The organism is Occultella kanbiaonis (assembly GCF_009708215.1).
Taxonomy (GTDB): domain Bacteria; phylum Actinomycetota; class Actinomycetes; order Actinomycetales; family Beutenbergiaceae; genus Occultella; species Occultella kanbiaonis.
Genome location: NZ_CP046175.1, coordinates 3,373,996 through 3,388,624, shown reverse-complemented (window position 1 = coordinate 3,388,624; position 14,629 = coordinate 3,373,996). Strand labels below are relative to the sequence as shown.

Below are 14,629 nucleotides of genomic sequence, written 5' to 3'. Positions count from 1 at the left end.
CGTGAGCGGATTCGGTACCGAGGGCGCCCCGCGCTCGATCAACTCCACCACCAGCTCAGTCACCCGCGTGGTGGCCGGTCTGGTGACCCAGGTCCGGCGGACCTCGAGTGTCCTCACCTGGATCACCCGGGCCGCATGGGTGGTGCTCGGCGCCGGCGTCGTCGCATTGGTGGCGGGGTTCTCGCTGAACTGGATCGAGCTGATCGTCCTCGGCGCCGGGTTCGTCTTCGCACTGGTGGGAGCCGCGATCTTCGCGATCGGTCGGCACCCGTACGCGATCAGCCTGCGCCTGCGCGAGGGGCGCGTGGTGGTCGGCGAACGGGCCATGGGCGGCATCGACATCCGCAACACGTCCACCTCGGCGGTGCTGCCGGCGCGCATCGAGCTGCCGGTCGGGACCACCCGCGCGAGCTTCGCCCTGCCCGGACTGCCGCCAGGGGGTGAGCACGACGAGCTGTTCGCGATCCCGACCACCCGCCGTGGCGTCATCGTCGTGGGACCGGTCTCCTCGGTACGCGGCGACCCGCTCGGGCTGATCCGCCGCTCGGTGCTGTGGACCGAGCCGGAGGAGCTCTACGTCCACCCGCGCACGATCCGGATGGGTGGCTCCGCGGCCGGGTTCCTGCACGACCTCGAGGGCCGTGAGACCCGGGAGATCACGAACGCGGACCTGTCCTTCCACGCGCTGCGCGAGTACGTCCCCGGCGACGACCGCCGCTACGTGCACTGGCGGTCCTCGGCCCGTACCGGGACGCTCATGGTGCGCCAGTTCGAGGAGACCCGCCGCTCCCATCTGGTCCTCGCGATCTCGGCCCAGGAGCGTGACTACGCGGACCCGGACGAGTTCGAGCTGGCGATCTCCGCCGTCGGGTCCCTCGGCCTGCAGGCCCTCAACAGCGAGAAGCAGCTCACCGCGATGACCTCCCACGAGGTGCTCCGCACGTCCGCGCCGCGGCTGTTCCTCGACGAGCTGACCCGGCTCGAGACCGTGAAGTCGCCGACAACCGTCGTGGAGATGGCCCGGACCATCACCCGCGACGTGCTCCGCGCCACGGTCGCCGTGCTGATCTGCGGCTCCAGCGTGTCCGCCCGGGACATCCGCGCCGCCGGCGCCGTGCTGCCCGTCGGGGTGCGCGCGCTGGCGATCCAGGCCCGCCTCGGCGCCGAGCCGTCCGTGCACCGGCTCGGCTCGGTCACCGTGCTCGAGCTGGGCGCCCTGGAGGACCTGCCCCGCGGCTTCCGGAAGCTCGAACGATGAGCGCCCCCGTGATGGACATGGACCCGGTCCAGGTGGCCGAGCCCGAGCCGAGCAGCGCACCCGGACCATTTTCCTGGTTCACCCGAGCCCGGGTGATCAACGCCGTCGTCCCGGTGGTGCTGCTCGCGATGGCGCTGGCGCCGCTGCAGCAGGTCTACCTGACCGGCCACCTCTTCATCACCGTCATCGGCGCACTGGTGCTCGGTGGTGGCATCGCGGTCCTCGGTGCGATGCGCCGGCTCAGCACGCTGACCGTGCTGGCCGTGGCCCTGGTCGTGTTCTTCCTGTGCGGCGCGCTCGCCGCCCCGACCACGGCGATCGCCGGAATCCTGCCGACGCCCACCACCTGGCGGGTGATGGGCCTGGGCATGGTCACCGTCTGGAAGTCCGTGCTCACGCTGGACCCGCCGCTGGGTACCGGGGGAGGGCTGCTCCTGCTGCCCTACGTGCTCGCCTTCTTCGGGGCCCTGATCTCGGTCACCATCTCGCTGCGCGCCAAGCACTACAGCCTCTCGCTGATCCCGCCGGCCCTGGTGCTGATCGCCTCGATCCTGTTCGGCACCCGCCTCTCCGTGCTGGCCGGGGTGCTCGGCGTGGCCGGGGTGCTGATCTCGTTGACCTGGGTCGCCTGGCGGGCGGACCGCCTCGAGCCGAACCGGGTCCTCGCGGCCTCCATCGTGCTCGGCCTGGCTGCCCTCGGTGGCACCAGCGCGTCGGTGTTCGCGGCCCCGAGCACCCCCCGCGTGGTGCTGCGTGACTTCGTGGACCCGCCGCCGGACCCGCAGGACTACTCCAGCCCGTTGGCCGGGTTCCGCAACTTCGTCGACGACCAGGCCGAGGACACCGTGTTCACGGTGGACGGCCTGCCCGGCGGCACCGAGCGGATCCGGCTGGCCACCCTGGACGCCTACAACGGCACCGTCTGGAACGTCGCAGGCGGGGACAGCGCGGGCACCGGCGCGTTCATGCGCACCGGCGAGCGGATCGCCGTCGACGTGCCGGAGAACGCGGCGAGCACCTCGGTGGCCGTCGGCGACTACCGGGGCGTGTGGCTGCCGAACGTGGGCAACACCCTGGACGTCGACTTCACCGCCGGCGACACCGACGCGCTCACCGACTCCTTCTACTACAACTCCGCCACGGACACCGGCCTGGTCACCGCCGGGCTGACCGAGGGCGACGCCTACGACCTGCTCTCCACCCCCGCGGGCGCCGAGCCCGAGGACGTCACCCAGCTCGTGGCGTCCCGGATCGCCCAGCCCGCGCCGCGCAACGTGCCGGACATCATCGGGTCCCTCGCCGGTCAGTGGGCCGCGGACGCGAACTCCGACTACGCCAAGGTCGAGGCGATCGCCAGTGCGCTGAGCACGCAGGGCTTCTTCTCGCACGGGCTCGTCGGGGAGGTGCCGTCCCGTCCCGGGCACGGTGCCGCCCGGCTGCTCAGCATGTTCGAGGGTGAGCAGATGGTCGGCGACGACGAGCAGTACGCCGCCGTGATGGCCCTGATGATCCGCGAGCTCGGCTACCCGGCTCGGGTGGTCATGGGCTTCGAGGTCCCCACCGGGTCCGACTCGGGTTCCGTGGCGATCACCGGTGACGACGTGGCGGCCTGGGTTGAGGTGCCGTTCGACGGCGCCGGCTGGCTGCCGTTCTTCCCGACACCGGACGAGGACCAGATCCCGCAGAGCGAGGACCCGGATCCGGTGGACCGGCCGCAGCCGCAGGTGCTCCAGCCGCCGCCGCCCCCGCAGGAGCCGCCGGACGTGCCCCCGCAGGACCGGGACGACGCCGACGTCGAGGACCAGCAGATGAAGGATGAGCAGTCCTTCGTGCGCTGGCTGCTCATCGGCGCCGCCGTGGGCGTTCCGATCCTGGTGCTGCTCAGCCCGTTCATCGTGATCGCCGCTCTCAAGGCCCGACGGCGTAAGCGCCGTCGGGTGCGCGGCGCACCCGTGCAGCGCATCGCCGGAGGCTGGTCCGAGGTCGAGGACCAGGCGGTCGACCTCGGCGTCACGCACGGGCCCGGGTCGACCCGGCGCGAGGCCGCGGCGAGCTTCGACGAGGCCTTCCCGGCCGCGGCGACGGTGGCGCTCGCGCGGCGCGCGGACGCGAGCGTGTTCGCGCCGGAAACCGCCGAGGACTCCGACGCCGTGGCGTACTGGCAGGACGTCGGCACGGCCACCGACCGGCTCCGGCACGGAGTGAACCGCCGCCAGCGCCTGCGGGCACGTTTCTCGGTACGTTCGCTGCGCCGTCGAACCTGAAAGGTCTCCGTCGGGACTGGCCCCGCCCGTCCGACTAAGGTGCTGCCATGGTGTGGTTCGAACTTCAGAAGCGGTGGATCTCCCGTCCCGAGATCGAGTCCCTCTGCGACAAGCTCCTGGCGGAGGCGAAGCCGCGGCTCGGCATCGATTCCTACCAGCGGGTCCTGCTGCTGCCGCCGGACATCACCCGCGCGCACGCGGGCGTCGGCTGGATGACCGAGTACCTCTATCACCGCCTCGACGAGGCCGGTGCCGAGGTCCATGTGATCCCCACGCTCGGCCAGCACGTGCCGCACACGCCACAGGACAACACCTGGATGTTCGGGTCGATCCCCGAGGAGCGCATCCACGCCCACGACTGGAAGAACGGCGTCACCAACGTCGGCACCGTACCCGCGGAGTTCGTCGCCGAGCGCACCGGCGGTGCCGTGGACTGGGAGATCCCGGTCGACCTGAACACGATGACGGTCACCGAGAAGTGGGACCTGATCATCAACATCGGGCACGTGGTGCCGCACGAGGTGCTCGGCTTCGCGAACCACAACAAGAACTACTTCATCGGGCTCGGCGGCAAACGCACCCTTGGCGCCTCGCACATGGCCTCGGCCGTGTACGGGATCGAGAACAACCTCGGCAACCTGCTCACCCCGGTGCGGGCGTGCTTCAACTACGCGGAGGAGAACTTCCTCCAGGACCTGCCGGACGTGTACCTGCAGGTCGTCATGGACTACGCCGAGGACGGCACGCTCGCACACTCAGGCGTGTTCGTCGGCGACGACGTCGAGACCTATTACGCGGCCGCGCGCTCCAGCCTTGGCCAGAACATCACTCAGTTCGACGAGCCCGTGGACAAGATCGTGGCCGTCATGCAGGAGGACGAGTTCCGGGCCACCTGGGTCGCGAACAAGGCCGTGTACCGCACCCGGATGGCGATGGCCGACGGCGGTGAGCTGCTGGTGATCGCGCCCGGTGTCGAGCGGTTCGGGGAACAGCCCGAGGTCGATGCGCTGATCCGCAAGTACGGCTACCTCAGCAAGAGCGAGGTGCTCGAGCTGTACAAGACCGAGGCGGACATGCAGGACATCCCGCACGGCACCGCGCACCTCGTGCACGGCTCCTCCGAGGGCCGGTTCACGATCACCTACGCACCCGGGCACCTGACCCGGGAGGACATCGAGTCGGTCGGCTACGGCTACCTCGACCTGTCCGAGGCGCTGGCCCGCTACGACCCGGCGGTGATGCAGGACGGCTGGAACACGATGCCGGACGGCGAGCGGGTCTTCTACATCTCGACGCCGTCGGCGGGCCTGTGGGCCACGCGGGAGAAGCTGTCCCAGCGCGCCGAACACGAGCAGCACTCCTGAACGGCGGGCCGACCCTGCAACCCGCACCCGGAACCCCGCGCGCTCGCCTCAGCCTGACCGCTGGGGCGGCCGAGTACCTCGCCGCGCCCGCGGACCGCAGCCTCTGGCCGGACACCTGGACCCTGCAGCGGATCCGCCGGGACGCGCTCGGTGCGCTCGCGCGTGTGTACTGCGGTTGGCCCCGCACCGTGGCCGCGGCGGTGGCCGTCCTGCTCGGGGCCGGTGGCGGGTTCTTCCTGATCCGTGGACACGACGCCATCACCATGGGCGGGTTGGCCGAACGGATCATCGGGTTCGTGCTCGTCGTCGCGGCGATGGCCGCCGGCGGGTACGTGCTGTTCACCGGCTTGCGGCTGGTCGCGGCCATGTCCGCGTGGGGCAGGATCCGGCCCCAGGACCGGGTCCTCACGCCCGGCACCCTGTTCACTCCGGCGTTCGCCGTGCGGGTGGTCGGTGCCGTGCTCGCCCTCGCCGGTGCGGTCGTCCTGATCGTGCGGCAGACCAATCCCGACACGAGCCTGCCGACCGTCGGCGCCGTCGCCGTGATCGTGACCGGGCTGATCGCCGGGCTCGGTGTGCTCGGCTCCCTGCTCGCGGTCGTGCTCGGCCAGCGCGCCCCGGCGGCTCCGGTTGCGGCCGCGCCCGGGCCCGGCCAGTTCGCGCCGGGTGGGTACGCCCCGGCGGGCCCGCCTGCCGTGGCCGACCCACAGCAGTGGCAACCCGAGCCGGGGCAGCCCGCAGGTCAGCCGGGCACGGCAGACGCGCCCGGGGCCGGCGCCTGGCCGCAGCAGCCGGGTCAGTCGCCGCAGCAGGGCCCTTCGGATCCGCAGCCGTGGGCGCAGCAGCCGCACGCGGGGCAGCCGGACGCGCAGCCGTGGGCGCAGCAGCCGCACGCGGGGCAGCCGGACGCGCAGCCGTGGGCGCAGCAGCCGCAGCCCGGACCACCTGAGCCGGGCGTGTGGGCAGCACCACCGGCACAGCAGGGGACGGCCGATCAGCAGTGGGCGCAGCAGCCGCAACCAGGGCAGGTGCCCCAGCCGGGTCAGACCGACCCGCAGCCGTGGGCCCAGCCCGCTACCCATCCCGAGCAACCAGGCGTCGCAGCCTGGGCGCAGCCGCCCGCCGGGGCCGCGGCCCCGCCCGCGGCGGCGCCCGCGCAACCCGCTGCGGACGGCGACGGTCCGGGCGCACCGGTGCCCCCGCCGTCAGCGGCCGTTCCGCCCGCCGGACCGACCACGGAGGACGACTTCGACGACGTCGAGCACACCCGCCTGGTGCACCGCAACGTGCCCGCCCCGGTCCGGGAGGACGCGACCCGGGCCGTGCGCGCCGCGCAGATCCAGGTGCTCCTGTCCGACGGGCGGCACCTGCCGCTGAACGCGACCACGCTGCTCGGCCGCGCACCGCAGGCACGCTCGAGCGAGGAGGTGGAAGGGCTCCTCGAGGTCGACGATCCCGCCGTCTCCAAGACCCACCTGGCTGTGCGGGTCGAGGGCAACAAGGTCTGGGTCACCGACCGGGCATCCACGAACGGGACCTCCGTCAAGGGGCCGGGGGGCGAGGAGTCCGATCTGGAGCCGTGGGAGGAGACGCTCGTGCCCGTCGGCGGCGAGGTGCAGTTCGGCCACGTGGTGCTCTCGGTGCTGCTGGATGAGACGGCGGGTTGAGACGTCCGGACGGCCCGCGCACCGGGTGGGTTACACTGCCGAACATGCGCGCAGTTGTCCGCTTGCTCCTTCCCTGCCGCGGCGAGGCCCTCTAGGCCGATCCTCGTCGCGGAGTTGTGGTGCCCGGCCCCCACAGCCGAACGAGCGACAAGGACCATCATGAGCAAGCGCACCACCTACGGAATGCCCGTAGCGAAGTACATCCCGTTCCACGACACGAACGCTGTGGACCTGCCGGACCGCACCTGGCCCGGCAAGCGGATCCAGGTGGCCCCGCGGTGGCTGTCCACCGACCTGCGGGACGGCAACCAGGCACTCATCGAGCCGATGGACCCCGAGCGCAAGCGGAAGATGTTCGACCTCCTGGTCCGGATGGGCTACAAGGAGATCGAGGTCGGGTTCCCGTCGGCCTCACAGACGGACTTCGACTTCGTCCGGTCGATCATCGACGACGACGCGATCCCCGAGGACGTGACGATCTCCGTCCTGACCCAGGCCCGGCAGGAGCTGATCGAGCGGACCGTGCAGTCCGTGATCGGCGCCCACCATGCCACCGTGCACCTGTACAACGCCACCGCGCCGGTGTTCCGGGAGATCGTGTTCCGCAACGACAAGGACGCCACGAAGGAGCTCGCCACGGCGGGTACCCAGCACGTCATGGACTACGCGGAGAAGCTGCTCGACCCGGGCACCGAGTTCGGGTACGAGTACTCCCCGGAGATCTTCATCGACACCGAGATCGAGTACGCGCTCGAGGTGTGCGAGGCCGTCATGGACGTGTGGGGACCGGAGGACGGGCGGGAGATCATCCTGAACCTGCCGGCCACGGTGGAGCGCGCCACGCCGAACGTGTACGCCGACCAGATCGAGTGGATGAGCCGGCAGCTGAGCCGCCGCGAGAACGTGTCCCTGTCCGTGCACCCGCACAACGACCGGGGCACCGCTGTGGCCGCCGCCGAACTGGCCGTCATGGCGGGCGCGGACCGGATCGAGGGCTGCCTGTTCGGCCAGGGCGAGCGCACCGGGAACGTGGACCTGGTCACCCTCGGCCTGAACCTGTACTCCCAGGGCGTGGACCCGCTCATCGACTTCTCCGACATCGACGAGATCCGCCGCACCGTCGAGTACTGCACCCGGATGGACGTCCACCCGCGCCACCCCTACGGCGGCGACCTCGTCTACACGGCGTTCTCCGGCTCCCACCAGGACGCGATCAAGAAGGGCTTCGCGGTCCGGGAGCAGGTGATCGAGAAGGCCGGCGGGGACGACGCGGACGTCGTCTGGACCGTGCCGTACCTGCCCGTGGACCCCCAGGACGTCGGCCGCAGCTACGAGGCCGTGATCCGGGTGAACTCCCAGTCCGGCAAGGGTGGCGTCGCGTACCTGCTGCAGAGCTCGCGGAACCTCGACCTGCCGCGCCGGCTCCAGATCGAGTTCTCCCGGACCGTGCAGCGGCACACCGACGCCTACGGCGGCGAGATGAGCGCCGAGCGGCTCTGGGAGATCTTCTCCGACGAGTACCTGCCGGCCACCGAGGAGAACGGCCTGACGGCGTGGGGCCGGTTCGCGCTGCACGCGACTCAGGTCTCCTCCGCCGGCGACGGCAGCGACGACGTGCTCACCGCCACCCTGCGCGACGGCGAGGACGAGGTCACCGTCCAGGCCCGCGGCAACGGTCCGGTCGCCGCGTTCGTCGCGGCCCTCGCGCAGCGCTCCGTGGAGCTCTCCGTGCTGGACTACGCCGAGCACGCGCTCTCCGAGGGCGGTGACGCCGCCGCAGCCGCGTACGTCGAGTGCGAGGTCGACGGACAGGTGATCTGGGGCGTCGGCATCGACCCCTCGATCACGACGGCGTCTTTCAAGGCGATCATCTCGGCGGTCAACCGCGCCGTGCGCTGAGCGCGCCTGAGCGCGCACGCGGGGCACGCGTGGTGACCGGCTCACGTCGGTCATCGTGACCACGCGCCGACCTCCACCTTCAGGCCGGCGTCACCAACCACCGGCACCCGCCGCACCGAGGCGGGTGACCGGTGCGGGTTCGGCGCGCGGCGGTCCACGACCCCAGGACCGCGCGCGATCAACCCGCGTGAGAGCGCCGTCCCGGCCCATCCGGCCACGGGGCGGCGCTCTCGCCATGGCTCGGGGTGGGCGCTGTGGGAGCGGCACGCAGCACGAGTTCACGCGTACGCGCTGCGCCAACCCGGACCAGATCGAGCACAGGAGATCGTTGCTGAGACGTTTCTCGTTGCGTGGCAGCGGCTCGCACATGCTCCCGGTCACGGCCTGCCGGGGCTGCTCGTCGTTGCTCGAAACACCATCCGACACAGCGATCGGTCTCGGTACCGGGATCACCTTCTCACGGCAGAGCTCGGCCGACTCATAGAGCTGACCGACGAGCGGGCAAATGCCGGGGCAGTCGTCGGTGAGCGGGATCTCTTGCTGCGTGAGTTAGCTGCACTGCCGCGTCAGCAGCGTGAGGCTCTGCTGCTGGTGAGCTGGGATGGGCTGTCGGTCACCGACGCTGCCAGGTCGCTGGATGCTCGACCGGCACCTTCAAGGTCCGGCTGCACAGAGCGCGGCGGCGCCTGCAGTGGGCTGGAGGTCAGTGTCCCGTCGGCCGCGGTCTTCTTGCCCGTCCCGTACGCCTCGAGCCAATGGCGCAGCGTGCCTCGCACGATGCCCAGGTCCTCAGCGATGCCGCAGACCGTGGTCCCGGCGTGGACTCATACGAGTCGACGGCCTGACGCCGGAACTCCTCGGAGTAGTTCTTCCTGGCCATGATCCTTGGATCATCTCCCTCACTCCCTGCCCATTACGGGTGCGGGATTCGGCGTGTCCATGAACCGGGGTCAGTCCCCGCGCTCCGGGGCACAACGGCGCCACGCGCCCCCAGGACGCTCGGTCTCTCCTGATCGGGGTGCCACACGGGGAAGAAGCGTGGTTGCGATCCTGGTCGAGGATGCGTCGCAGGATGGCTCGGACCACGTGCGGATCTGCATCGAGGCGTTGGAACCGGGGCACGACGCTCGACACCAGCCAACGCCACCGGTCGTCGTAGTTGGTAATGCGCGGCCACACCCGTCCGCCGAGGCCACGCGGGTTCGTACGGCCGAGGGTGTGGAAGTAGAACGATGTGAAGGACTCGATCGCCTGGCACGGTCCACGTGTCTCGAACGTCGTTGCCGACCCGATCGAGACGACCCGGGCGTACCCGTCGGAGAGGCGATCGAAGTTGGGTTGCACTACGACGCGCTGCTCGTGCTCGAGAAGGAGGAGATTGCCTTTCCAGACAAGATCCCGTGCTCTTTCTCGGGCCGCTGGCGACGTGTTCGCGTCCTCCAGTACCCGGCGGCCCTGGTCGAGTGCTTCGAATCCGGCCAGCACGGGTGCATAGCGACGCTCGTTTCGCAGGAGGGCGCGGAGCAGTTTGATCCCGTCTTCTGAGGTGACGTAAGCGAGGTGGACCCAGAACAGATCGTCGAAGATGTCGTTGTTCGTCGCCCGGATCGTGTTCGCGTCCTCCGTGAGCACCCGCCACCTCCTCGGTCTGTGAATTTGACCAGAGGAACCCCTGAAAGCGGTCTCGATGTGGAGTGGAAGGAGGGCAACGCGGACGTGGTGCGACGCGATCGCCGCCATCCCGGCCCACTTGAAGTACGTGGGCAGAGCCATGTAGGCCCAGGCATAGGACGACGAGATCTCCCGGTTGCGGTGGACGGCGCAGCGTTCGTCCACCAAGATCTCTTCGGCCAGGGCTTTCCAGCCGGCGATCGTGCGAGGAGGGCCCTGCTGCTGGATTTGATCAAGTGCAAGAAGAAGCCGTTCGCCGCCGAAGTCTCCCTCGGCCAACACTCTAGGAGCCCGCACAGGCATGGCCCGCGCCGGGTTGAGGCTGCGCGCCCTGCTCAGCGACCCTTGGCGGTGCTCGCGCCGGGGCAGGCGGGACGAGGGGCGTACCCCCACCGATTGAGCGGCGTTGGTCCCGGTCATTGCCGGGTTCCTCGGACCATGCTGCGGCGGTCGCACGGCGTCGAACCGCGCTCTACCCAAACTCGTCATGTGTGCCTCCTGGATGATGTGAGGGTGAACCCCCTCATGCATATGACCGTTGTCGGACATGGATCGTGAGGCTGTCAGCCGCATCGCGGCCGTGGTGAGAGTGTTTCCACAGCGTGAGCTTGTGCGGATTCATGACCGTGCGGATCTCCGAGATGAGGCCGTCCGCCACTTCGAGGGTGACCACACCGATGACACGTCCTTCGTCCCACATCACGAATCCGAGGCCATCCGACGTTTCCTGATCGTGGTCCACGCATCGGCGCCGATGCTCGTGATGGCCAGCTTGACGGCTGGGCCCATCCGGGCGGTGATCGAGACGTTCGCGCCGGCGCCCAGGACCGCCGAGACGAGGGTGGGGGAGTAGAACGCCTAGTCGCCACGCACCAGCACCGTGAGGCGACCGCGTCGCTCTGGCGGACGTGCCCGAACGGTGATCAGAGGTGCAGCGGTGGTCGCGTGAGTGTCTCGACGCGTGAAGCGGGCCGACCGAGCACGGCGGAGCAAGGCGCTCTAGCGCCGGGGTGCCTCGCGCTTCGGGAGATGGGCGGCCCCGATGGCTACCGAGACGATCCAAGGGACGAGCCGGAGCGGGTCGAACCGGTGGTCGGCTATGGGCCAGTAGACCACCGCAGCAAAGGTCAGGACGATCATGAGCAACAAAGCGACAGCCGCTGCCCGTACTGGCTCTGAAGTGACGAGAGGCCGTGACCCGTGCCGGCACGCCGGTTCGAGTGGCGCGAACGGCTCGACATCACGATGGCTCGACGCCGCACACCTTGGGCTTGCTCGCGAGATGTCGAGATCGGGGTCGTGCAGCACCTCGACCGCCTTGGCCGGTCGCGCAGGCACTCTCGGGTCGCACCTGGGGAACGCGACCCCGACCCCGAGCCCCCACCCGTGCATCGCAGACTCCTGCGTATGCGTTCCGGAACTTGACTTCTCCGCGACCCGGCTTTGGCTCGAGGGACGTCCTCGGTTCGGAGGTCTTCTCTGCCGTGGAGCTTAGCTGTCTTCATGATGCGATTCCTTTTCTCGACGGTCGCGCTTCCCTCCTTCGACCAGTACCGGTCACGCGGCGTGATGCGGCTGATCTCACTGCCTCTCGGGCACCGAGGCGCGCGGACGGGGTGGACATCTCCCCGCCCACACATCACATCCGGCCGCGCAGAGGTGTCTAGGCAGTGAGACCCCGTTCGGGATCGAAATCAGTCAGGAGAAGCATTCATGTTCCGTACTCCACACATCCTCATCGTCGGTGGCGGCTATGCCGGCTTCTACGCCGCGTGGCACCTCGAGAGGCGCCTCAAGCAGTCCGAGGCATCCGTGGCCATCCTCGATCCCCGTCCGTACATGACCTACCAGCCGTTCTTGCCGGAGGTAGTTGCGGGTTCGATCGAGGCACGGCATGTGGCCGTGTCGCTGCGCAGGCACCTGCGGCGAACCACCGTGCTGAGCGGACGCGCCACGTCTATCGACCATGTGAGCAAGTCCGTGCACGCGCGGATGAACGACGGGCGGGAGGTAGAGCTCGCGTACGACACCATCGTGGTCACGGCTGGGGCCGTCACTCGGACGCTGCCCGTGCCGGGCATCGCGGAGTCAGCCTTCGGCCTCAAGCACGTCGAGGAAGCCGTCGCGATCCGTGATGCGTTCCTCACAGCGCTCGACCGAGCCGCGGACATGCCGAAGGGACCGGCGCGCACCAGAGCACTGACCGTCACGTTCATCGGGGGTGGCTTCGCCGGTGTCGAAGGGTTCGGGGAACTGTTGAGCCTGTCGCGCGCCGCCCTGAAAAGGTATCCGGAAATCTCCCCGGACGAGCTCAACTTCCACCTGGTGGAGGCGAGCGAGCGCATCCTGCCCGAGGTTTCCGCCAAGACCGGCGCGTGGGTGGTGCGGTCATTTGAGCATAGAGGTGCCCGTGTGCACCTGAGGACAACCGTCACCTCGGCTTTAGGAGGCGAGGTCATCCTGTCCTCGGGCGAGCGCTTCGAGTCCGATCTGATCGTGTGGACAGCCGGGATTGCCGCCAACCCGACAATCTCCAAGCACACCGACCTGCCCATCAATCAGCGCGGCCTGCTCATCGTGCGCCCCGACCTCCGCATCGGCACGGACGACCACCCGGTGGTCGACGCGTGGGCGACGGGCCCCGCGTGCACGACGGGCGACGCGTGGGCGGCGGGCGACAACGCCGCAGTGCCGGACCTGACACGCACCGCGTCCCCGCCATACGCCTACACCGTGCCCAACGCACAGCACGCTGTTCGTCAGGGCAAACGACTTGCCCGCAACATCACGAAGACGCTGCGCGGCGGGGTGACCCGGCCGTACCGACACCGCAGCCTCGGAACCGTCGCGACGCTGGGACTTGGGACCGGAGTGTTCGAGGCCGGGCCCGTGGTCATCAAGGGATTTCTCGGGTGGCTGATCCATCGCGGTTACCAAGTCCTGGCCATCCCTACCTGGGAACGCAAGATTCGAGTCGCCTCCGTCTGGGTCACCGCACTCTTCCTGGGACGCGACGTCGTGTCGCTGGCCTCGGTCCAACGACCCCGACATGAGTTTGTCAGCGGCGGCCGTCTCGAGCTTCGCACCACGTCGGAGGAGGGTCTAGCGGATGCTGCTTGAGCGGTGGGCAACGCAGTGACGCCGACGAGTCGTTCCCCACCGCTGGTCGCACACGTTCGGCGTCATCTCCATGCGGCGATGGTGGTCCTCCTGGTGAGGGGGGCGCCTGTGTCCTTGCCACCCGACACTCGTTGCTCCGGCGAGCTGATGCCCGTCATTGCAGGCTTTCCCGAACTACCCGGACCCTCGCTGCGCGTGTACGCGTCACGCGTGCCTCCTCCGGTGAAGTGGGGGCGGATCCCTCATCACCTACGGCCGCGCGAGAGCGCGGGCTGTGAGGCTGGTTGATGGGGCAGCGCAGCGCAGGGGGCTCAGTTCCACAGCGTGAGCTTGTGCGGGTTCATGACCGTGCGGATCTCGGAGATGAGGCCGTCCACGACTTCGAGGGTGACCACACCGATGACACGTCCTTCGTCCCACATCACGAAGCCGAGTCCGTCCGGTGTCTCCTGCGGCTGAACCGTCCCGTACCGGTTGGTCGCCAGCACGTTCATGATGAAGGTTGCCACCTGACGTGCTCCGATCACGGGCTTGCGTGCGGCCGTGACGACACCGCCTCCGTCGGACCTCCAGGTGACCTCCGGATCCAGCACGGCGACCAGGCCGGCGATGTCCCCGCTTCGGACGGCCGCCGCGAAGGCGGTCACGACCTCGTCGTGCTCTGCACGAGTCACCTGACGTCCGCGCCCGTTCTGCACCCGCCGTCGGGCGGAGGTGGCGAGCTGTCGGCAGGCCGCTGGCGTCCGTCCGACGATATCTGCGATCTCGTTGAAGGGCATCGCGAAGATGTCGTGCAGCACGAACGAGACTCGTTCTGCGGGGGTCATGGATTCGAGGACGAGGAGCAGGGCCGTGCTCACTGTGTCGTCCAGCGTGACCTGCTCGAGCGGGTTGGTGGCCGCTACCGGCAAGCCGTTGGCTGCGTGAGCCGGTATGGGCTCCGGCAGCCACGGTCCGACGTAGGTCTCTCGCCTCCACCGCGCAGACTTGAGGACGTTGAGGCAGACACGGCTGGCCACGCGCGTCAGCCATGCCGCAGGGACCTCGATCACGTCCCGCTCCTCCTGGCTCAACCGGTACCAGCGGACGTAGGTCTCCTGGACCGCGTCCTCTGCTTCGGCCATGGTCCCGAGCATCCTGAACGCCAACGAGATGAGGTGCCGTCGCTCGGCGAGGACCTCGGCCCCCGGCTCCGCCTTGTCCGCTGTCTGCGCCTCAGGGCCCACTCCGCCTGCTGTGTCGTCCACCTGTGTACCTCCTCTGACCTTCTCGACCGGGTGAGGGACTGATATGTGAGGCGGCCCCCTCACATTCTCAGATCTTGGCAGGTCATACCTGTGACCCACCGAAACACGCTGCGGTCGCCGTCGTCATCGACGGCGCCGA

The 14,629-nt window shown here is 69.4% G+C and carries 8 protein-coding genes and 3 pseudogenes; 7 read left to right on the top strand and 4 right to left on the bottom strand.

What is annotated here, in order from left to right; translation table 11 throughout:
* Nucleotide 1 precedes the first annotated feature (1 nt).
* The 6 genes and pseudogenes from GKS42_RS15645 to GKS42_RS26940 all read left to right on the top strand — a co-directional run.
* The gene (locus tag GKS42_RS15645; RefSeq protein WP_154794668.1) at nucleotides 2-1,258 is read left to right on the top strand and encodes a DUF58 domain-containing protein; all 1,257 of its coding nucleotides are present in this window, start codon (nucleotides 2-4) and stop codon (nucleotides 1,256-1,258) included.
* Nucleotides 1,255-3,522 (top strand): transglutaminase TgpA family protein, encoded by a 2,268-nt coding sequence (locus GKS42_RS15640; RefSeq protein WP_154794667.1) that lies wholly within the window; start codon nucleotides 1,255-1,257, stop codon nucleotides 3,520-3,522. The genes GKS42_RS15645 and GKS42_RS15640 overlap by 4 nt, the downstream gene beginning before the upstream one ends.
* A gap of 47 nt (nucleotides 3,523-3,569) precedes the next feature.
* A complete protein-coding gene (locus GKS42_RS15635; RefSeq protein WP_154794666.1) occupies nucleotides 3,570-4,886 on the top strand; it encodes a nickel-dependent putative hexonate epimerase in 1,317 nt (438 codons plus the stop codon).
* Nucleotides 4,832-6,553 (top strand): FHA domain-containing protein, encoded by a 1,722-nt coding sequence (locus GKS42_RS15630; RefSeq protein WP_154794665.1) that lies wholly within the window; start codon nucleotides 4,832-4,834, stop codon nucleotides 6,551-6,553. The genes GKS42_RS15635 and GKS42_RS15630 overlap by 55 nt, the downstream gene beginning before the upstream one ends.
* 159 nt (nucleotides 6,554-6,712) lie before the next feature.
* Nucleotides 6,713-8,452 (top strand): 2-isopropylmalate synthase, encoded by a 1,740-nt coding sequence (gene leuA / locus GKS42_RS15625; protein WP_232847688.1) that lies wholly within the window; start codon nucleotides 6,713-6,715, stop codon nucleotides 8,450-8,452.
* A 537-nt stretch (nucleotides 8,453-8,989) separates the two neighbouring features.
* Nucleotides 8,990-9,040: pseudogene (locus tag GKS42_RS26940) on the top strand (hypothetical protein); the annotation flags it as partial.
* 89 nt (nucleotides 9,041-9,129) lie between these two features.
* On the opposite strand, the pseudogene GKS42_RS26565 reads toward GKS42_RS26940, so the two are convergent.
* From GKS42_RS26565 to GKS42_RS15610, 3 genes and pseudogenes are all read right to left on the bottom strand, one after another.
* Nucleotides 9,130-9,332 (bottom strand): annotated as a pseudogene (locus GKS42_RS26565) (transposase); the annotation flags it as partial.
* A gap of 200 nt (nucleotides 9,333-9,532) precedes the next feature.
* A pseudogene (locus GKS42_RS27020) lies at nucleotides 9,533-10,426 on the bottom strand (DUF2515 family protein); the annotation flags it as partial.
* Nucleotides 10,427-10,646: 220 nt separating this feature from the next.
* Nucleotides 10,647-10,865, bottom strand: coding sequence for a hypothetical protein (locus tag GKS42_RS15610; protein ID WP_154794663.1), 219 nt, complete (start codon nucleotides 10,863-10,865; stop codon nucleotides 10,647-10,649).
* Between the two features lie 971 nt (nucleotides 10,866-11,836).
* On the opposite strand from GKS42_RS15610, the gene GKS42_RS15605 reads away from it, so the two are divergent.
* Nucleotides 11,837-13,243 (top strand): NAD(P)/FAD-dependent oxidoreductase, encoded by a 1,407-nt coding sequence (locus GKS42_RS15605; RefSeq protein ID WP_154794662.1) that lies wholly within the window; start codon nucleotides 11,837-11,839, stop codon nucleotides 13,241-13,243.
* A gap of 311 nt (nucleotides 13,244-13,554) precedes the next feature.
* Here GKS42_RS15605 and sigJ read toward each other — a convergent pair whose 3' ends face one another.
* Nucleotides 13,555-14,490, bottom strand: a complete 936-nt coding sequence (sigJ, locus tag GKS42_RS15600) for an RNA polymerase sigma factor SigJ (protein ID WP_223402957.1) — start codon at nucleotides 14,488-14,490, stop codon at nucleotides 13,555-13,557.
* Nucleotides 14,491-14,629 lie beyond the last annotated feature (139 nt).